At 72.4% G+C, this 18,536-nt stretch carries 17 protein-coding genes and 1 riboswitch; of the genes, 10 read left to right on the forward strand and 7 right to left on the reverse strand.

From position 1 onward, the window contains the following. Window positions 1–170 precede the first annotated feature (170 nt). A complete protein-coding gene (locus ABTW72_RS09245; RefSeq protein ID WP_350856291.1) occupies window positions 171–542 on the forward strand; it encodes a hypothetical protein in 372 nt (123 codons plus the stop codon). A gap of 36 nt (window positions 543–578) precedes the next feature. Here the strand turns inward: ABTW72_RS09245 and ABTW72_RS09250 are convergent, their stop codons facing one another. Further along, on the reverse strand, window positions 579–1,484 hold the full coding sequence (locus tag ABTW72_RS09250) for a DUF72 domain-containing protein (protein WP_350856293.1): 906 nt from the start codon (window positions 1,482–1,484) through the stop codon (window positions 579–581). Window positions 1,485–1,617: 133 nt separating this feature from the next. Between ABTW72_RS09250 and ABTW72_RS09255 the strand changes: the two genes are divergently transcribed. After that, window positions 1,618–2,121, forward strand: a complete 504-nt coding sequence (locus ABTW72_RS09255; RefSeq protein WP_350856296.1) for a DinB family protein — start codon at window positions 1,618–1,620, stop codon at window positions 2,119–2,121. 43 nt (window positions 2,122–2,164) lie between these two features. On the opposite strand, the gene ABTW72_RS09260 is transcribed toward ABTW72_RS09255, so the two are convergent. The 3 genes from ABTW72_RS09260 to ABTW72_RS09270 all read right to left on the reverse strand — a co-directional run bounded on the left by ABTW72_RS09260 (window position 2,165) and on the right by ABTW72_RS09270 (window position 5,234). Further along, complete coding sequence (locus tag ABTW72_RS09260; RefSeq protein WP_350856299.1) at window positions 2,165–4,222, reverse strand: amylo-alpha-1,6-glucosidase; 2,058 nt, start codon at window positions 4,220–4,222, stop codon at window positions 2,165–2,167. Next, window positions 4,219–4,644 (reverse strand): SCP2 sterol-binding domain-containing protein, encoded by a 426-nt coding sequence (locus ABTW72_RS09265; protein ID WP_350856302.1) that lies wholly within the window; start codon window positions 4,642–4,644, stop codon window positions 4,219–4,221. Before ABTW72_RS09265 ends, ABTW72_RS09260 begins: the two co-directional genes overlap by 4 nt. A gap of 80 nt (window positions 4,645–4,724) precedes the next feature. Next, a complete protein-coding gene (locus ABTW72_RS09270) occupies window positions 4,725–5,234 on the reverse strand; it encodes a mycothiol transferase (protein ID WP_350856305.1) in 510 nt (169 codons plus the stop codon). Between the two features lie 78 nt (window positions 5,235–5,312). Between ABTW72_RS09270 and ABTW72_RS09275 the strand changes: the two genes are divergently transcribed. Both ABTW72_RS09275 and ABTW72_RS09280 read left to right on the forward strand, forming a co-directional pair. After that, a complete protein-coding gene (locus ABTW72_RS09275) occupies window positions 5,313–5,828 on the forward strand; it encodes a 2'-5' RNA ligase family protein (RefSeq protein ID WP_350856308.1) in 516 nt (171 codons plus the stop codon). Window positions 5,829–6,037: 209 nt separating this feature from the next. Next, on the forward strand, window positions 6,038–6,223 hold the full coding sequence (locus ABTW72_RS09280) for a hypothetical protein (RefSeq protein WP_350856311.1): 186 nt from the start codon (window positions 6,038–6,040) through the stop codon (window positions 6,221–6,223). 16 nt (window positions 6,224–6,239) lie between these two features. Here the strand turns inward: ABTW72_RS09280 and corA are convergent, their stop codons facing one another. Next, entirely contained in the window at window positions 6,240–7,364 is a 1,125-nt protein-coding gene (corA, locus tag ABTW72_RS09285; RefSeq protein WP_350856313.1) for a magnesium/cobalt transporter CorA, read from the reverse strand. Between the two features lie 172 nt (window positions 7,365–7,536). On the opposite strand from corA, the gene ABTW72_RS09290 reads away from it, so the two are divergent. From ABTW72_RS09290 to ABTW72_RS09310, 5 genes are all read left to right on the forward strand, one after another. Then, complete coding sequence (locus ABTW72_RS09290; protein ID WP_350856316.1) at window positions 7,537–9,477, forward strand: amino acid transporter; 1,941 nt, start codon at window positions 7,537–7,539, stop codon at window positions 9,475–9,477. 86 nt (window positions 9,478–9,563) lie between these two features. Next, a riboswitch (SAM riboswitch) is annotated at window positions 9,564–9,675 on the forward strand. Window positions 9,676–9,707: 32 nt separating this feature from the next. After that, complete coding sequence (locus tag ABTW72_RS09295) at window positions 9,708–9,848, forward strand: hypothetical protein (protein WP_167362419.1); 141 nt, start codon at window positions 9,708–9,710, stop codon at window positions 9,846–9,848. Between the two features lie 100 nt (window positions 9,849–9,948). Next, a complete protein-coding gene (locus ABTW72_RS09300; protein ID WP_203120409.1) occupies window positions 9,949–10,836 on the forward strand; it encodes an ABC transporter substrate-binding protein in 888 nt (295 codons plus the stop codon). Window positions 10,837–10,875: 39 nt separating this feature from the next. Beyond that, window positions 10,876–11,649: an amino acid ABC transporter permease gene (locus ABTW72_RS09305; protein ID WP_350856319.1), complete on the forward strand. Its 774-nt coding sequence runs from the start codon at window positions 10,876–10,878 to the stop codon at window positions 11,647–11,649. Then, complete coding sequence (locus ABTW72_RS09310; RefSeq protein WP_350856322.1) at window positions 11,646–12,389, forward strand: amino acid ABC transporter ATP-binding protein; 744 nt, start codon at window positions 11,646–11,648, stop codon at window positions 12,387–12,389. The genes ABTW72_RS09305 and ABTW72_RS09310 overlap by 4 nt, the downstream gene beginning before the upstream one ends. Before the next feature lie 28 nt (window positions 12,390–12,417). On the opposite strand, the gene ABTW72_RS09315 is transcribed toward ABTW72_RS09310, so the two are convergent. Together ABTW72_RS09315 and ABTW72_RS09320 are read right to left on the reverse strand one after the other, a co-directional pair. Then, a complete protein-coding gene (locus ABTW72_RS09315; protein ID WP_350856325.1) occupies window positions 12,418–13,992 on the reverse strand; it encodes a Na+/H+ antiporter in 1,575 nt (524 codons plus the stop codon). 107 nt (window positions 13,993–14,099) lie between these two features. Continuing rightward, window positions 14,100–17,441: an ATP-binding protein gene (locus tag ABTW72_RS09320; protein WP_350856328.1), complete on the reverse strand. Its 3,342-nt coding sequence runs from the start codon at window positions 17,439–17,441 to the stop codon at window positions 14,100–14,102. Window positions 17,442–17,579: 138 nt separating this feature from the next. Here ABTW72_RS09320 and ABTW72_RS09325 point away from each other — a divergent pair, with 138 nt between their 5' ends. After that, window positions 17,580–18,458, forward strand: coding sequence for an alpha/beta fold hydrolase (locus tag ABTW72_RS09325; protein ID WP_350856331.1), 879 nt, complete (start codon window positions 17,580–17,582; stop codon window positions 18,456–18,458). Window positions 18,459–18,536 lie beyond the last annotated feature (78 nt).

Consider the following 18,536-nt stretch of genomic DNA (forward strand, 5'->3'; position numbering starts at 1 on the left):
CCTCGACGGCGGGGCGCTGGCCGGCCGTACGCGCGCACCGGAGCGATGACGGATGCCCCGTGCGCGGCGGCGTGCCGGCGACATGTCGTGCGCCGCACTCGGGCGGGCGGTCCCGGCCCGAGGACGGCACATCGTCCGCCGCTGGCGGCGGACCGACGAGCGGGGTGGCCATGACGGCGCACAAGGGACGCAGCGGGGACAACGACCGACTGGAGCCGGAGGCGACCAACCCGTGGGGCACCGGCGACGGCTTCGACGCCGACGCGCCCTGGGGCACGGCGGACGACTCACCGATGGACGAGGGCAGCGAGGAGACCGCGGTGCCCGAGGGACGGCGCGGCGAACGACGCGCGGGTGCTCCGGCGGGCCGGTCGGACCAGGCGGGACGACACGGCTTCGGCTCGGTCGAGCCGACCCGTACGACGATGGCAGGACCGGGGGCCCCACCGGATCCCGCCCCCAGCGGCCGGAGCTTCCCCGACGACGCGGACATCGGCGAGTCGACCCAGGACGCCCTGCGCAGCCGGGGACGCCGGTCCTGAGCGGACCGGCGCCGGGCCGAGCGGCCCGTGCCGCGATCAGCCGGTCGCCGGGACGGCCTGCTCGACGACCATCGTCTCGGCGAGCAGTTGCGCGAGCCGGGTGGCGTCGCGCTGGGCCTGCCCGGCGCAGCAGTTGTTGAACAACACGTGCAGCTCGTCGGGGAGATCGGCGAACTCGGCCAGCCGTCCGGCCCAGTGCCGCAGCTCGTCCTCGGCGTACGCGTACCGGAACTTCTCCTGCTTGTCGCCCTCGCCCCAGGCGTCGCTGTGACCGTGGAAGCGGACGATCGCCGGTTCCGCCGTCGTGGTCAGGATCGGCGGCACCGACGACGGGTGGCCCTGTGGCATGTCGACGCATACCACTGACAGGTCGTGGGCGCGTAGCAGGTCCAGAGTGTCCGACGCGGCGTCGTCGTCCAACCAGGAGCCGTGCCGCAGCTCCACAGCGACCCGCCACGGCCGGCAGCGCTGCGCCAGCTCGACGATCCGGCGTTCGGCCGCGGGGCTGCGCACCAGCCACGGCGGGAACTGCAACATCACCACACCGAGCTTGCCGGCCGCCGCGATCGGGTCGAGGGCCGCGCGGAACCGGGCCCACAGCTCGTCGTACGCCGGCTCCGGCAGGTCCCGGCGGCGGATCCGGCTCGGGCCGCCGGCCGGTCGCAGGTCCCGGGGCAGCACGGCGACCGGTGTCGGGTGACCGGTGAAGAGGCTGAACGCCTTGACGTCGAAGGTGAAGTCGTCAGGTGTGGCGTCCACCCAGCCCTGGGTCGTCTCCGGCACCGGGATGGCGTAGTAGGACGTGTCCACCTCGACCATCGGGAACTGGCTGGCGTAGAAGCCCAGTCGACGGGCCGGGGTGCTGGCCGAGCGCGGGTACCACCCGGAACGCAGCAGGGACTGGTCCGCCCAGGACGACGTGCCCACCTTAATCACACCCATGTCATTCAGTGGACCGCCACCGGCGCGGATCGGCAACCGCTGGCGGGTCTTCGGTCGAGAAGGTGTCGTGCCCGAAAGTGTCGGTGCCTCGCCCTACGGTGGCACCGGGTGGACATCAACGAAGGGTGGCGGCATGACCAGCACTGAGCAGCTCACCGGTGAGCGCACCGACCTCCTGCAGAGCCTGCGCAGGCACCGCGCCTTCCTCTTGCAGACGGTCGACGGCCTCACCGACGAGCAGGCGGCCAGCCGCCCCACCGTCAGCGGGCTCTGCCTCGGTGGTCTCATCAAGCACGTGTCCGGCGTCGAGCGCCGGTGGATGCTCTTCGCCGTCGGCGGCGCGGAGGCGATGGGCCGCGAGGAGATCGACTGGGTCGGTCAGTTCCAGATGTTGCCGGGCGAGACCCTCGCCGGGCTGGTCGAGCGCTTCCAGGAGGTGGCCGCCCAGACCGACGAGTTGATCGCCACCCTCGACCTGGACGCGGCACACCCGCTGCCGCAGGCGCCGTGGTTCGAGCCAGGGGCGAGCTGGACGGTCCGCCGGGTGCTGCTGCACCTGATCGCCGAGACGGCCCAGCACGCCGGGCACGCCGACATCCTGCGGGAGTCGATCGACGGCGCCAAGACGATGGGCTGACTCCGACGTCGACCGTCGCCGGGCCGAGCGCTGCCGCACCGCCTCAGCGCAGGCGGTGCCGGCGTTCGGTGGTCCGGTCTCTCGCGTAGGCGTCGGAGTGACCCCAGCGGCCAGGGATGTCCAGCAGCTCCAGCCGACCGAACCCCTCCGGCACCGCCGGGTTGACCAGCAGGTTGTCACCGGTGGGTCGCAGGCCCAGCATGGTGCCGAGCAGCATCAGCAACGCTCCCGACGACCACGCCTGCGGGCGGCAGCTCGTCGTCAACTGGACGGGGTAGGTCGTGAGGTCGCGCTCGTAGCCGGCGATCACTCCCGGCGTCGCGCCACCGAGCGTCTGCGCCATGTCGAAGATGCCGTCCGCGATCCGGGCCGCCTGCACGTCGAGGCGGTAGCGGCGCAACCCGGCGGCGATCAGCGCGTTGTCCGACGGCCACACCGCGCCCAGGTGCGTGCCCACCGGGTTGTACGTGCGCTGCCCCGCGGCGAACGTGCGTACTCCCCACCCGCTGAACAGTCGCGGCCCGACCAGATGCTCGGCGACCACCTCCGCACGGTCGTCCGCGACGATCCCGCTCCAGAGCAGATGCCCGATGTTGGAGGTCAGCGCGTCGACCGGCTCGCCGTACGGGTCGAGCGCCAACGCGTAGTACTCCCGGTGTGGCAGCCAGAAGTCCCGGTTGAAGCGCTCCTTCAGCGCTGCCGCCTCCCGTTCCAACCGGTCGGCGTACGCGGGGTCACCCCAGAACTCCCGGGCCAGCCGGGCGCCGCGCCGCTTCGCGTCGTACGCGTAGCCCTGCAACTCGCAGGTGGCGCGGGGGAAGGCGGGTTCCCGACCGTGGGCGTCGACGATGGCGTCCGGGGAGTCCTTCCAGCACTGGTTGATCGTGCCGTCGCGCTCGTTGCGGCGCTGGTAGCGCAGGTAGCCGTCCCCGGTCAGGTCGCCGTACTCGTCGATCCAGTCCAGCGCCATCCGGGCCGGGTGGCGCAGCTCGCGGACCAGGTCCGCGTCACCGGACCAGCGCTCGTACTCGTCGAGCAGCACGACGAAGAGCGGGGTGGTGTCCGCCGCGCCGTAGTACAGCGCGCTCGCCCGGTCGCCGAACGCTCCCGTCTCGCCGTACCGGAGCTGGGCCAGGATCTTGCCGGGCTCCTCGTCCAGCGCGTCGTCGAGCTGGCCGCCCTGCATGAGCGCCAGCATCCGTAGCGTCGCCGGAGCAAGTTCGGGGGTGAAGGCCATCGTCTGGAGGCAGGTGATGATGGCGTCCCGTCCACACAACCCCATCGCCCACGGCAGACCACCGATCGGCACCCGCTCGCGGTACGACAACGGCTTGTACCGCAGTGCCTCCAGGTCGGCGAGGCTGCCCCGGTAGAGCTCCTCCAGGCCGTTGCGTTCGGCCACCAGCTGCGGCGCCCGGTCCAGCCACTGCGCCAGGTCCTCGCGCATCCCGGTCCGCACGGTCTGTTGGTGCGACTGGAGGTCGGCGCGGAGATCCCGGCCTTCCTCGCCGCCCATGGTCACGCTGACGTGCAGGTCGGTCTCCCACTTCCCGTCGGGCGCGATCCGGATCCGGAACGTCATCCCCTGCTCGTCCACCTCGGCGGGCACTGTGCTGCGCACTGTGGTCTCGCGGACGAACCGGTCCCGCTGGTAGCGCAGCACGAGCCGCTGGCTCGCCGGGTCGGCGGTGACCTCGACGGCCCGCTGCCGGAGCTGCCCGACCTCGACGATGTCGGTGAAGTCGCTGGCCATCTCCATCCGGACGGTGAACTCGGCGGGCTGCGACGAGTGGTTGAGCACTGTGATGTTCTCGTGGAAGCAGTCGTGCACCGAGCGGTGCCTGATGATCGACATTTCGGCGTCGACGTAGTGACTCGCCGCACCGGGGACCAGGAAGAACCGGGTCTCGAAGTAGGTGAGGTCGTCGCGGGCGAGTGCGTTGATCCGTTCACCGTCGATCCGGAGCACCCAGTGGGACAAGAAGCGGGTGTCGTAGGCGAAGAGTCCGACCGGGGCCTGCGGGTCGACCTCGATGTCGCCCTGGGCGTCGCTGATCGCGAACAGGTTGCCGGCGATGACGTGCACCAGTTCCTGCTTCACGGTCGCTCATCCCGAGCGGTCGTGTCATTCCGAGCGGCCGTCGCGGCCCGGCCGACCAGCGCGGCTCGGCCCAGCTCGTGCGGGTGACGGGCGCCGTCCGGCCCGGAGAAGATCCGCCTCAGCAGCATCAGCAGTCGCATGTTGCCCTGCACGGTCAGCTCGTTGCGCAGCAGGCCCGCGCCGGGGTGCAGCTCGCCGCGGGCCATCCGGTCGAAGACCGGCCGGTCGGCCCGCACCACCAGCTCGGCGTCGTCGGCCGAGCGGGTCACCCGGACCTGTTGGTCGGCGATGGTCAGGTACCAGTGATCGGTGCTGCCGTCGTCGCGGACGTCGAGCCGCAGCGTCCCCGCGGTGGTCTCCGGCAGGTCGGGCCGCCGACCGGTGTCCAGCTGTCGCAGGTACTGCTCCGCCGTCGCGCCCATCGGGTCCCCTCCCCACGGTTTCCCGCAGGATCACCCGCGTCGGGGTGAGCCGGGCTCACCTGGAAAGGGTGAGGGGCGCGTCAGCCGGCCTCGATCAGGCCGCGCACGTAGGCGGCCTGGCCCGCGTGTTGCAGGTCGTCGTCGACGATGCTGACCAACCGGACGCCGAGGGTGACCGGCGGGTCCCACCCCTCGTCGACCACGCGGTCCAGGTCCGCCGGGCCCAGGCCGGCCAGGAAGCTTCCGGTACGCGCCGCGACCGCCTCGTAGTAGTCGATCAGCGCCTGCGCGCTCTCCGGCCGCACGGCGGCGACCTGAGCGGGAGAGTGCCCGTAGCCGGTGTTGTCGGGGTCGGCGGCGAGCCCGAACCGACCCGCCCAGTCGCCGCTCACCCAGATCTGCTCGGCGTCGAGCAGGTCGGCGACGTGGTGGTCCTGCACCCGGGTGAGGTGCCAGACCAGCCAGCCGACCGAGTTGGCGCCCGGCCCGGGCTGGTGACGCAGTTGCTCGGGGCTGAGGCCGTCGACGGCCGCGCGGACGAGGTCGGGCAGCCGGTCGTACGCCTCGGTCAACAGGTCACTCACGTCCACGGGTACGCCTTCCTGGTCGGTTTCCGAACAGGTACCGCCGGACCAGGGCGCGCAAACCTCGGCGGCTACGGTGATCGAATGGTCGCCGCGGTGGAGTTGTACCTGGACCCGGACGCCACCCGCCGGATCCGGGTGCTCTGGGACGCGCTGGAGGCCGAGGGGGTGCAGAGCATGCGCTCGCTGCTGGAGCAGCGCCACCGTCCGCACGTCTCGCTCATGGTGGCACCCCGTTTCGACAGGGTGCAGGTCGCCGAGGCGCTACAGGGGACGGTGGTGGCCGCTCCGCTGCGGCTCGACTTCCAGCACGCCGGTCAGTTCGTCGGTCGAGTGCTCTGGCTCGGCCCGGCGCCCACCCCGGAGTTGCTGGCGCACCACCGGCTGGTGCACGACCGGCTCACCGCCGCCGGCATCGCCCTCGCCGAGCACTACCAGCCGGGGCGGTGGGTGCCGCACTGCACGCTCTCCATGCGGGTGCCGAACACGCTGATGGCCGCCGCGGTGCGCCGCTGCCTGGAGGTGTTGCCACTGGCCGCGACAGTGGTCGGCGCGGCGCTCACCGACCACGCGCGCGGCATCGTCCACCCGCTGCCTTGACCGCGCCTCGACCGTCGAGGCGTAATGTCCGGTTTGGCGGGCGACAGTCGGAAACCCGAAAACAAGCGGTGCGGATGCGGCCGGGCGTGGGAAGGTTCGAGTGGCTGTCGTACCGGTGGTGGGCTGCTCACAGGCGGTCCGCCCGACCGGTGTGGCGCGGGGTCACCCCGCGCCACCCACGGCGGCTTCGACGAGGAGAGGCAGGGCCCATGCAGGCTCAGCGCAGGCCACCGCGCACGGAGCGGAGCCAGACCCGGGACGACCGGACCGGCGGCGGAATGACCGGGGCGGCCACGCCACTGACGATCTGGGCGGCCGCCGTACTGCTCTGCCGGATCGGTGCCGGCGACGACGACGTCGAGGACGAACGGCACATCCTGCGCGGCATCGAGTGAATCCCGGCCGCGCGGCTCAGAGCCAGCCGCGCCGCTTGAAGATCACATAGAGGGTGCCGCAGACCAGCAGCATCAACAGCAGCGCGAAGAGGTAGCCGAAGCGCCAGTTCAGCTCCGGCATGTGGACGAAGTTCATGCCGTACACGGTGCCGATGAGGGTGGGAGCGAAGAGGATCGCCGCCCAGGAGGAGACCTTCTTCAGCTCCTCATTCTGGCTGTAGCTGGCCGCGGTGAGGCTGCGCATCTCCTCGTTCTGCTGCTGTGAGACGAGGGTGGCGTTGACAGTCAGGATGTTCTGCAACAGGTGCCGGAAGCCGTCCACCCGCTCCACCACCTGGGTCAGGTGGTCGGTCACGTCGCGCAGGTAGCGGCGCAGCTCCTCATCCGTGCTGCCGGCGCCGTCGGCCAGCGCACCGAGCACGCTCAGCAGCGGGCGGGCGGCCCGCTGGAACTGGATGACCTCGCGGCTGAGCCCGTAGATGCGGCGGCTGGCGTTCGGGTCGCCGCCGAACACCTGGGTCTCGATCTCGTCGATGTCGTTCTCAAGTCCGGCCACCACCGGCGCGTACCCGTCGACGACCTGGTCGAGGATCGCGTAGAGGACCGCCTCCGGCCCCCGGGCGAGCATCTGCGCCTCGGTCTCCAGCCGCCGCCGCACCGCAGCCAGGTCGGGTGCCTCACCGTGTCGGACGGTGACCACGAACCCCGGGCCGATGAACAGGTGCAGTTCGGAGAACTCGACCTCCTCCCGGAGGTCGTTGTAGCGGGCGGCGCGCAGCACCACGAACAGGGTGTGCCCGTACCGCTCCAGCTTGGGCCGCTGGTGGGCGTTGATCGCGTCCTCGACCGCCAGGTCGTGCAGCCGGAACTCCCGGGCCAGCGAGGTGATCTGCTCGATGTCGGGCCGGTACAACCCGATCCAGGCCATCGCGCCGTCCTGCTCCTGGAGGCAGCGGTACGTCTCGGCGAGGCCGGACGGCGAGGCGAACCGGTGCCCCCGGATGTAGACCGCGCTGTCCACCAGGCCGCCGTGGGACGCGGCGGGCGACTCCGGGGACGGCGGCACACCGACCCTCGTCTCGTACTCGTCGAGTTGGCGGCCGAAGCCACCACCCGGGCGGAAGCGACGGCCGCCGACCATGCCCTGTCCCCTCCCCCGGTGCCGTCCCATCCAGCCCGGGCGCTGCTTCCCCCCTGTCCTGGGCCCTGAAACCCGCTGTGGCGTCGGCTGGGTTCCGCGCACCGGCGGACGGGGCCGGCCCGTGGGGCGGATACTCACGGTGACCGTGGGCGGGATGACGGGGGACGCGCCGGTGACTGTCGACAGACGCGCCGGCCGGTTGCGGGGGTGGCTGCTCGACGCCGGCTCGGACCAGGCCGTGCAGCACCCGGGGCCGCACGGGCGCCCGCCGGAGCACCGGCACCACCCGTGGTGGAAGGTGATGTGCCTGACCGGGGTCGACTACTTCTCCACGCTGGGTTACCAGCCGGGCATCGCGGCGCTGGCCGCCGGGGCGCTCTCACCGGTGGCGACCCTGGTGCTGGTGCTGGTGACCCTGCTGGGGGCGCTGCCGGTCTACCGGCGGGTGGCGGTGGAGAGCCCGCACGGTGAGGGTTCCATCGCGATGCTGGTACGCCTGCTGAGCTACTGGCCGGGCAAGTTGCTGGTGCTGGTGCTGCTCGGTTTCGCGGCCACCGACTTCATCATCACCATCACCCTCTCGGCCGCCGACGCGACGGCGCACATCGACGAGAACCCGTTCTGGCCGAGCGGGCTCAAGGGTCACGAGGTACTGGTCACGCTGCTGCTGGTGTCGCTGCTGGGCGCGGTTTTCCTCAAGGGATTCACCGAGGCCATCGGGATCGCGGTCGTCCTGGTAGCGGTCTATCTGACGCTGAACGCGGTGGTGGTGGCCGACGCGCTGTGGCGGGTCGCGACGCATCCGAGCGCGGTCGGCGACTGGACCACCACGCTGACCACCGGGCACGGCGATCCGTGGCTGGTGGTCGGGCTGTCGCTGCTGGTCTTTCCGAAGCTGGCGTTGGGGCTGTCCGGCTTCGAGACGGGGGTGGCGGTCATGCCGAGCGTACGGGGTGACCCGCAGGACTCGGAGGCACGGCCGCTGGGCCGGATCCGTGGCGCGCGCCGGCTGCTCACCACCGCGGCGGTGATCATGAGCGTCTTCCTGATCACCAGCAGCGTGACGACCACGGTGCTCATCCCGCCGGAGGCCTTCCAGCCGGGCGGGCCGGCGAACGGGCGGGCGCTGGCCTACCTGGCGCACGCCCACCTCGGCGAGGTGTTCGGCACCGTCTACGACCTGTCCACCATCGGAATCCTCTGGTTCGCCGGGGCATCGGCGATGGCTGGTCTGCTCAACCTCGTGCCGCGCTACCTGCCCCGTTACGGCATGGCGCCGACCTGGGCGCGAGCCGTCCGGCCGCTGGTGCTGGTCTTCACCGCCGTGGCGTTCCTGATCACGATCGTCTTCGAGGCCAGCGTGGACGCGCAGGGCGGCGCGTACGCCACCGGGGTCCTGGTGTTGATCACCTCGGCCGCGACGGCGGTGACGCTCGCGGCGCTCCGAGCGCGTCAGCGCGGGCGCACCATCGCGTTCGGAGTCATCGCGGTGATCTTCGTCTACACCACCCTGGCGAACGTGGTGGAGCGCCCGAGCGGCGTCAAGATCGCGGCCTGTTTCATTGGCGGGATCATCCTGGTGTCGGTGCTGTCCCGGCTGATGCGGGCCTACGAGCTGCGCGTCGACCACGTCGAACTGGATCACGCCGCGGCTCGGATGATCGACGAACGCGCCGGCCGACGGATCCGCCTCATCGCGCACGAACCCGACCGGCGCGACGAGGCCGAGTACCGCGCCAAGCTGGCGCAGACCATGGCGGACAACGACTTTCCCGACGACGGCGACGTCATCTTCGTCGAGGTCACTGTCACCGACCCGTCCGACTTCGAGACGGAGCTTCTGGTGCGCGGCGGGATGGTCGACGGCCGCTTCCTGGTGCTCAGCCTGGCCAGTTCGTCGGTGCCCACCGCGCTCGCCGCCCTGTTGCTGGAGATCCGCGACCGCAGCCGCCGGCGCCCCCACATCTACTTCGAGTGGTCCGAGGGCGGCCCAACCCGCAACTTCCTGCGCTACCTGGCGTTCGGACAGGGCGCCATCGCCTCGGTGACCCGGGAGATCCTGCGCCGCCAGGAGCCCGACCCGCACCGTCGGCCGCACGTGCACGCCGGCTGACCTGCGAGCCGACAGTCCGTCGGGCACCGTGAGCGTGGTCATAACGACTGGACGATCCACCCGTTCCTGCTGCTAGCCTCGGCGCAGGTCATGAGCGCCAGCGCGAAGCCCCGGCTCGCTGGCCGGCAACCCTCCTCCGCGGTGGGGTGCCCCGGGTGAAGACCAGGCACCGGCAGGACGTCGGTGCAAGCGTGGCCTGGCACCCAGGTCAGCACAGACCCGGGAGAACCATGCGCATCCTCAGCACCACCCCACCGACCGACGTCGCGGACTCCCGCACCGGTCGACCCTCGCCCGCACTGATCCGGCGACGGCACGTGGACATGATGCGAATGTGCAGCGCCGCCTGTCGTCGCGGCATCGCGCTCTAGCACCACCTTCCCGAGCTCCTTTCCCACCGGTACGCCCATCGGGCGCGCCGTCGGTGGCGCACGTCCGTGCGCGCCGAGACACCACCCTTCGGAGACACCCGTGCGATTCCTTCCTGCCCTGACCCGCGCCGCCGCCCTGGGCGCGGCCACGATCCTGGCCGCCACCGCCCTCACCGCCTGCGGCGACGACAGCTCGTCCGACGCCACCGCAAACCCGTACGGCCTGGCCCAGTCGGGCGTGCTGCGCGCCGGAACGCTGACCGACGCCCCGCCGAACGTGTACCTCAAGGACGGCAAGTTCACCGGCTTCGACAACGACCTGCTGACCGCCGTGGCCGGCAAGCTCGGTCTCACTGTCGAGTTCGTCGGCACGGACTTCTCCGCGCTGCTCAGCCAGGTCAACAACCGCAAGTTCGACGTGGGCAGCTCCTCGATCACCATCACCGAGGCCCGCAGGAAGACCGTCGACTTCGGCAACGGCTACGACTTCGGCTACTTCGGCCTGGACGTCCCGGCCGGGTCGCCGATCACCGGCTTCGACCAGCTCGCCGGCAAGCGGGTCGTGGTGGTGCAGGGCACCGTCCAGGACGACTACGCCACCGGCAAGCAGCTCAACCCGGTGCGGGTGCCCGACTACAACGGCGCGATCAACCAGCTCAAGGCGGGCACCGCCGACGCCTGGATCGCCCCGGCGGAGATCGGCGAGAAGTCGGCCACCGACAGCAACGGAAAGATCACCGTGGCGGCCAAGCAGCTCAGTCCGGCACCGACCGCGTACGCCGTGGCCAAGGGGAACGACAAGCTGCGCGAGGCGCTGAACAAGGGCCTCGACGAGGTCATCGCCGATGGCACCTGGAGCCGGTTGCAGGCGCAGTACTACCCGGGCCGGCCGATCCCGGCGGACTTCACACCGGGCAGCGGCACGGTGAAGGCCCCTTCCGCGTCGACCGCGCCGTCGGCGTCGGCTTCCGCGTCGACCGCGTCCTGAGCCGGTGACGAGCGAGCAGGGCGGTAGGAGGAGCGACCGATGGATCCGTTGAGCACCCTGTGGGAGACGTTCTTCGACTGGGACGCGATGCGCGAGGCGCTGCCCGAGATGCTGACCGTCGGGTTGCCCAACACGCTGATCCTGGCGGTCTCCGCCGCCCTGCTCGGCTCGGTGCTGGGCCTGCTGCTAGCCGTCGCCGGCATCTCCCGCAGCCGGTGGCTGCGCTGGCCGGCGCGGGTCTACACCGACGTGTTCCGGGGGCTGCCGGCCGCGGCGACGATCCTGCTGATCGGCGTCGGGCTGGCCCCGCTGGGCATGCAGGTCTGGGGGCCGGATCCCTACCCGTTGGGCATCCTGGCGCTGTCGCTCATCGCCGCCGCGTACATCGGGGAGATCTTCCGCTCGGGCATCCAGTCGGTGGAGGCCGCCCAGTTGGAGGGCGCCCGTGCTCTCGGCTTCTCCTGGGCCGACGCGATGCGGCTGGTGATCATTCCGCAGGGCATCCGGCGGGTGCTGCCGGCCTGGGTGAACCAGCTCATCGCACTGATCAAGGACTCCAGCCTGGTCTACTTCCTCGGCCTGGTGGCCAGCCAGCGGGAGCTGTTCCGGATCGGCCAGGACTACGCGGCCACCACCGGCAACGAGTCGGCGCTGCTGCTGGCGGGGCTCTGCTACCTGGCGTTGACCGTCCCGCTGACGCACGTCGTCAACTGGATCGACAGGCGGCTGCGCAACGGCCGGCCGGCTACCGCGTCAACCGAAGAGGACGACGACATCGCGTCGTACGCCGTGACGGAAGGAGATCGGCGATGACCACCGCCACGACGACCTCGGTCAGCCTCGACGTACGCGACGTGCACCTCGCCTTCGGACCGAACCGGGTGCTGCGCGGCGTCGATCTCTCGGTGCCGCGCGGGGCGACGGCCTGCGTCATCGGGCCGTCCGGGTCGGGCAAGTCCACCCTGCTGCGCACCATCAACCGGCTGATCGAACCGGACCGGGGCGACGTGCTGCTGGACGGGCGCAGCGTGCTGGGCGACGACCCGGACGCGCTGCGGCAGCGGATGGGCATGGTGTTCCAGCAGTTCAACCTCTTTCCGCACATGAGCGTGCTGCGCAACGTCACGCTGGCGCTGCGGCGGCTGCGCAAGCTCGGTGCGGACGAGGCGGAGACCGTCGCCCGGGCCCAGTTGGAGCTGGTGGGGCTGGCCGGTAAGGCGAACTCCCGGCCGGCGCAGCTCTCCGGTGGCCAACAGCAACGGGTGGCGATCGCCCGCGCCCTGGCGCTGCGGCCCGAGGTGATGCTCTTCGACGAGGCCACCTCGGCGCTCGACCCGGAGTTGGTCAAGGGCGTCCTCGGGGTGATGGCCGACCTGTCCGCCGCCGGCATGACAATGGTGGTGGTGACCCACGAGATGGGCTTCGCCCGGCAGGTCGCCGACACCGTCGCCTTCATGGACCGGGGCGTGGTGCTGGAGGCCGGCCCACCCGAGGCGATCTTCGAACGGGCCGAGCATCCGCGGCTTCGCCGTTTCCTCGACCAGGTGCTCTGAGCCGCGCCGCCCGACAGGTTGCCGACGGTCACTCGGTGGGCCCGCGCCCCAGCAGCCGGATCTCCTCGTTGTCCAGCGCGGACTGGAGCTCCTGGAGCACCAGGTCGTCGATCTCCCTGTTGTCGCGCAGCCGGGTGACCTCCCGCCTCTTGTGGGCGAGAACGCCGAGGCGCAGTCGCCGTTCCAGGCGGCGCTCCTCGGCGGTGCTCCCACCGCTCTCGTCGAGGTCCTCCAGATGCCGCCGGTACTCGGCTTCCAGCCGACGCACCGATTCATCCTGAGCACCGATCTCCGCGGCGACCTGGGGAAGAGCGGCCAGGCCCACCTCGGTGGCCCGCCGCCGGGCGTTGCGGGCCTCGTCGACGCGCTCCGGGTCGCCGCTCAGCCCGGCCCAGCGCACGACCAACGGCAGGGTGGTGCCCTGAAGCAGCATGATCAGCACGATCACCAGCGCGGTGACGAAGATGATCAGATCCCGTTCGACCACCGGTTGACCGTCGACCATCACCGTGGGGACGGCCAGCGCGGCGGCCAGCGAGACCGCGCCCCGGAAACCGGACCAGCCCGCCACGGTCCCCACCCGCCAGGCGGACGGCCCCTGGCTCGGGTCCATTATCCGGCGACGCCGTAGCCGCGCCGACTGCGCGGTGAGGTAGACGAAGAGCAGGCGGGTGCCGATCACGACCAGGGTGACCACCAGCACGATCACCAGAGCCCGTTCAGGCGAGGTGCTGGTGATGCTCCGCACCGAGCGGGGAATCTGCGTGCCGAGCAGGACGAACAACCCGCCGTTGATCAGGAACGTGGACAGGTCCCAGAACGCGTACGCCAGGACCCGGGACCGGGCGCGGATCACCCGTGGTCCGGCGTAGGCCAGCACCAGGCCGGCGACCACCACCGCCAGCACACCGCTGGCGTGCACCGAGTCGGCGAGCAGGAAGGCGCCGAACGGGGTCAGCACGCTGAGCGCGCCCTCGCGCAGCGGATCGTCGAGCCGCTTGCGGATCAGCACCACGGCGGCCCCCACCAGCAACCCGGCGACCACGCCGCCGACGCTGGCGCCCACGAACTCCTCGCCGATGCCCAGCACGCCCGGCTTGGCGCTGTGGCTGAGCAGACCCACGGCCACCGCGAAGACCACCAGCGCGGTGCCGTCGTTGATCAGGCTCTCCGCGTGCAGGGTGGTGAGCAGCTTCCGGGGCAACCGTTTGGCCAGGCCGGTGACCGCGGCGGCGTCGGTCGGCGCGAGGACCGCGCCGAGCACCCAGGCGGCGGCGGGGTTCACCCCGAACGCCTGCGCGGCGAACGACACCGTGACCATGGTGAGCACCACCAGCACCACGGCGAGCAGCCCGATCACCGGCAGGTTGGCCCGGATCTCCCGCAGGCTGATGGTGAGGCTCTCCCGGTACAGGATCGCCGGCAGGAAGATCAGCAGGACCAGGTCGGGTTCCAGGGTGACCTCGGAGAGCGGTGGCGCGAGCCCGAGCAGCACCCCCAACGCGATGAGCAGGACCGGCGGGGCGACCCGGTACCGACCGCCGAGGGTGGTGCCGACGAGGACGGTGACACCCAGCGCCACGATCAGGATGAGCGCCTCCACGGGTACCCCCCTCCGACCATGGCCGACGGTGCACGCGCCGGTGGTTCCATCTGACCGCACCGGCCGGTGGGTTCCGGCGGAAACCGACAAGTCGCCGCGGGCGAGGGTCAGGCGACGGCCCGGGCGCGCGCTGTCACCGCACGGGCCGTACGGCGGTGTTCGGCCGCCTCCTCGGGCCGGCCCAGCGCGGCGGCCAGGTCGGCGAGGTGCCCCGCCACCGGGCCGACGGTGAGCACCCCGCTGCCGGCGGCCAGCTCCTCGGCGGCCGGCAGCAGCTCGGCGTGGACCCGGGCCATCGTGGCCCGGTCGTCGAGGGCGCGCGCCGCCCGACCGACGAGGCAGAGCCGTACCTCACGCAGCAGATCGTGCGGCCCCTCGGGAAGCGCCCGCAGCGCGGCCGCGGCGGCGTCCCGGTCGCCGGCGGCGACCAGCAGCAACGGTCGGACCCACGGCTCGTGCGGACCCCAGTCCAGGTCCGCCCGGTCGTCCACGCCGAGCCCCGTGGTCAGTTGGTCGGCAGCGCCGGGCCCGGTGGCCGGCCGGTCGGCAGCGCCGATGGTGTCGGCCAGCCGCAGACCGAGCAGGGCCAGCGGGAGTAACCCCTGGGTCAGCCCCGGCATGGCGTCGGCGCTGACCCGGGCCGCCGCCCAGCGGTACGCCCGCGCCGCCGCGTCCGACTCGCCGTCGAGGGCCAGGCGCAGTGCGGCGTACCACCGGGTGAAGACACCGACCAAGGGCAGCTCGTACCGTTCGGCGAGGCGGTCGGCGGCGCGGGCGTGCGCGTCGGCGGCGGGCCGGTCGGCAAGTGCGCAGTTGGCCTGGACCAGGACGAGATGGCCGAGCACCTCGAAGGTCACCAGGTGATGCCGGGCGGCCAACTCGACCAGTTCCTCGCCGATCCGGGCCCGCGCGTCGGCCAGACCGACGCGGTGGAAGGCGTGCATGAAGCGGGCGTTGAGCGCGAAGGCCAACAGCCCGGGATCGCCGATGTCGCGAGCGATCGTCTCGGCCTCGACGGCGGCGCGGCGACCACGTTCGGTGGTGGTGCCGCGCAGCTCCAGCGCGAGGGTGCTCAGCAGCCGACTGCGCTGCGTCGAGCCGATCGGGCCCAGCGCGGTGAGGGCGTGTTCGGCGGCTCGGACGATGTGCCCGGAGAGCAGGTCGTCGTCGTTGCGCGTCCAACTGGCGGGCACGTCGAAGCCAGCCAGGGCCTCCTGGATCAGCAGGGGGTCGCCGGTGGACTCGGCGACGGTGATCGCCTCGGCACGCCGTAGCCGCGCCTCGGCCAACCGGCCGGTCACGGCAAGCGCCCGCCCCAGGCCGAGCAGCGCGGTCACCCGCCCACGCGGCTCGACCCCACCGGCGCGGTCGTACGCGTCGATCGCCTGGCCCCACAGGCGGGCCGCCTCGTGGGGGTTGCCGCCCCGTTCGGCCCGCTCGGCCGCCACCCGGGCGTACGTCGACGCCTCGGCGGCGTGGACCGGCCCGCCGGCGCGCAGCAGGTGGTACGCGAGGGCCGCCGGCTCGACGGGTTTCCGCTGTCGCAGCACCTCGGCGACGGCCGCGTGCCAGGCGGCGCGGCGCGGCGCGGACAGGTCGGCGTAGAGCGTGTCGCGGACCAGGATGTGAGTGAAGCGAAGCCGCCCGTCGGACTCCCGCTCGGTGAGGAACCCGGCCGCCAGGGCGCGGTCCACCGCGTCCAGCGCTGTCGTCGGGTCACCGGCCAACACGCCCAGCACGTCCGGGTCGAGGTCCCGGCCGAGCACGGCCGCCTGCCGCAGGACGGTACGGGTCGAGGCGGGCAGCTGCGCCAACCGGTGCCGGATCACGTCGCGTACCCCGGGCGGCACGGCGGCCAACCCTGCCTGCCCTGTGCTCGCGTACAACTGGGCCAGCTCGCGGACGAAGAACGGGTTACCGCCGCTGCGCAGGTGGATCGACCGGGCGGTGGCCTGGTCCAGTTCCGCCCCGACGATGGCGCCGGCCAGTTCGCCGGTCGCCGAAGCGGGCAGGCCGGCAAGATACTCCCGGACCGGCTCCAGCCCGGCGGCGCGGGCCAGGGTGGCGGTCAGCTCGGGGCTGATCTCGGTGGCCCGGTAGGTGCCGAGGATCAGCACCGGTCCGCTGGCCGGCTGCGGGCCGGTGAGCAGTGCGGTCAGCAGGTCCAGGGTGTCGCCGTCGGCGCGGTGCAGGTCGTCGAGGACCAGCAGGACCGGCTCCCGGTCGGCGACCGCCGAGATCAGCGAGGCCACCGCGCGGTGCCGACGGAATCGCACGGTGGCGGGGTCGGCCGAACCGTCAGCCGCCGCGCCGTCTTCCGAGTCGGCGGCGGCGGGGGCGGCCGGCCCGGCGAGCGCGTCGGTGATCTGGGTCCACGGCCACGCCGGCGGAGCGCCCTCGTACTCCGCGCTGCGTCCCCACGCCGTGGTCCAGCCCTCGGCGGCGAGTCGCCCGGTCAGGGCCTCGGCCAGTGCCGTCTTGCCGGCGCCCGGGTCGCCGCTGAGCAGGGCGAGCGTGGGCTGGCGGCGGCGGGACGCGGCCTCGGCGGCGCGCCGCAGCCGCTCCAGCTCCGCGTCGCGGCCGACGAACGGGCGCTGCTCCGCCTGGACGGGTCGAACGGGTTCCCCGAGGCGGGGGGTGACGGCCCGGTCGAGGGTAGGGGCGAGGTGCGGCGCCTGGGCCAGGATGTCGGCTTCCAGCCGGCGCAGCTCGGGCCCCGGGTCCACGCCAAGCTCGGTCACCAGGACGTGGCGGGCCTCCCGCAGCGCGGCCAGCGCGTCGCCCTGTCGGCCGGCGCGGTACCGGGCCGTCGCGAGCAGTCGCCAGGCGTCCTCGCGCAGCGGATGGCTGGCCAGGTGTGCTGGTAGGTCCGCAGCGGCCTCGTCGGGTCGGCCCACCGCCAGGAGCGCCTCGGCCCGCCGCTCGACGGCGAGCATCCGCAGCTCGTCCAGCCGGTTGATCTCCGCGACCGCCCAGGACTCGTTAGCGCAGTCGGCGTACGCGGGCCCGCGCCAGAGCCCGAGCGCCGACTCCAGCGCGGCCAGGGCCGGCGCGGGACGCCCGGCCGCCAGCAGCCGGCCCGCCTCGCCCACGGCCGCCTCGAACTGCCCGGCGTCGACCGCGTCCGGGGCGACCTTCAGCGCGTACCCGGGCGGCTCGGTGACCAGGATCCGGGGCGGCTGCCGGGGTGGTCTGTCGGGCTCCAGAGCCCGGCGCAGGTCGGCGACGAAGGTCCGGATCGCGCCCACCGCACCGTCCGGTGCGACCTCCCACAGATCGTCGACGAGGCGATCCACCGGCACCACCCGACCGTGGGCGATCAACAGCCGGCCCAGCACCAGGCGCTGCCGGTGTCCCCGTAGGGGGACCGGGCCGTGCGCGGTCGCGGCGATCACCGGCCCGAGTACGCCGAAGGTCACCGCGACGGGCGCCGTCAGCTGCCTGGTCATGGCACCAATCTAGGCCCGTGGCCCGGCCGGCACTGATCCGACGCTGACCGGCTGCTGATCACCGCCGGGCAGGCTCGGTGACGTACGACGGCGACGGGCCACCGCCCCCGCCGGCACTGCTCACCAGGAAGGTTCCCCGTGGACCCGAAGATCAACGGATTCGACTACCGACGCGTCACCGTCGCCGACGGCGTGACGCTCAACGCCGCCGTGGGCGGTTCCGGGCCGGCGATCGTGCTGTTGCACGGCTTTCCGCAGACCCACCTCATGTGGCGGCACGTCGCCGCCGATCTCGCCGCCGACCACACGGTCATCTGCCCCGACCTGCGCGGCTACGGCGACAGCGACAAGCCCGTCGACACCGACGGCACCGGGTACGCCAAGCGCACCATGGCAGCCGACATCGTGGCGCTGGCCAGCGCGCTCGGTCACGACCGGTTCGCGTTGGCCGGGCACGACCGGGGCGCCCTGGTCGCATTCCGCGCCGGCCTCGACCATCCGGCGGCAATCAGCCAACTGGCCCTGCTCGACGTGCTGCCCACCCTGGACATGTGGGACGTGCTGCACGGCGCCAGCGCCGCGGTGGCGTTTCACCTCTACCTGATGGCGCAGCCGCCCGGCCTGCCCGAGGAGTTGATCGCCGGCAGCCCGGACGCCTTCTTCGGTCACTTCCTGGACATCTGGACCCGTGATCCGGAGGCCCTGCCGGCGGAGGTGCGGGCGGCGTACCTGCGTGCGTCCCGCGACGCCATTCCCTCGATCGTCGCCGACTATCGGGCGTCCGCCGGGATCGACGTGACCCACGACGCCGCTGACCGGGCGGCCGGAAACCGGCTGCGGATGCCGGTGACGGTGCTCCAGCAGGACTGGGGCGCGGCGCTGGGCTACGACGCGGCGGCGGTGTGGCGGGCCTGGGCGCCGGACCTGGACCACCAGACGGTCACCTGCGGACACTTCATGGCGGAGGAGGCCCCGGCCGAGGTGGTCCGGGCGCTACGCGCCCTGCTCGCCCGTTGATCGATCGGCGACCCGGCTACCGCTGTCACCCTGGGCAAGATATCCGACACTGGCTGTCACTGGGTGGTCGCGCGGCCG

This window comes from Micromonospora sp. NPDC127501 (assembly GCF_040302185.1).
Lineage (GTDB): Bacteria > Actinomycetota > Actinomycetes > Mycobacteriales > Micromonosporaceae > Micromonospora.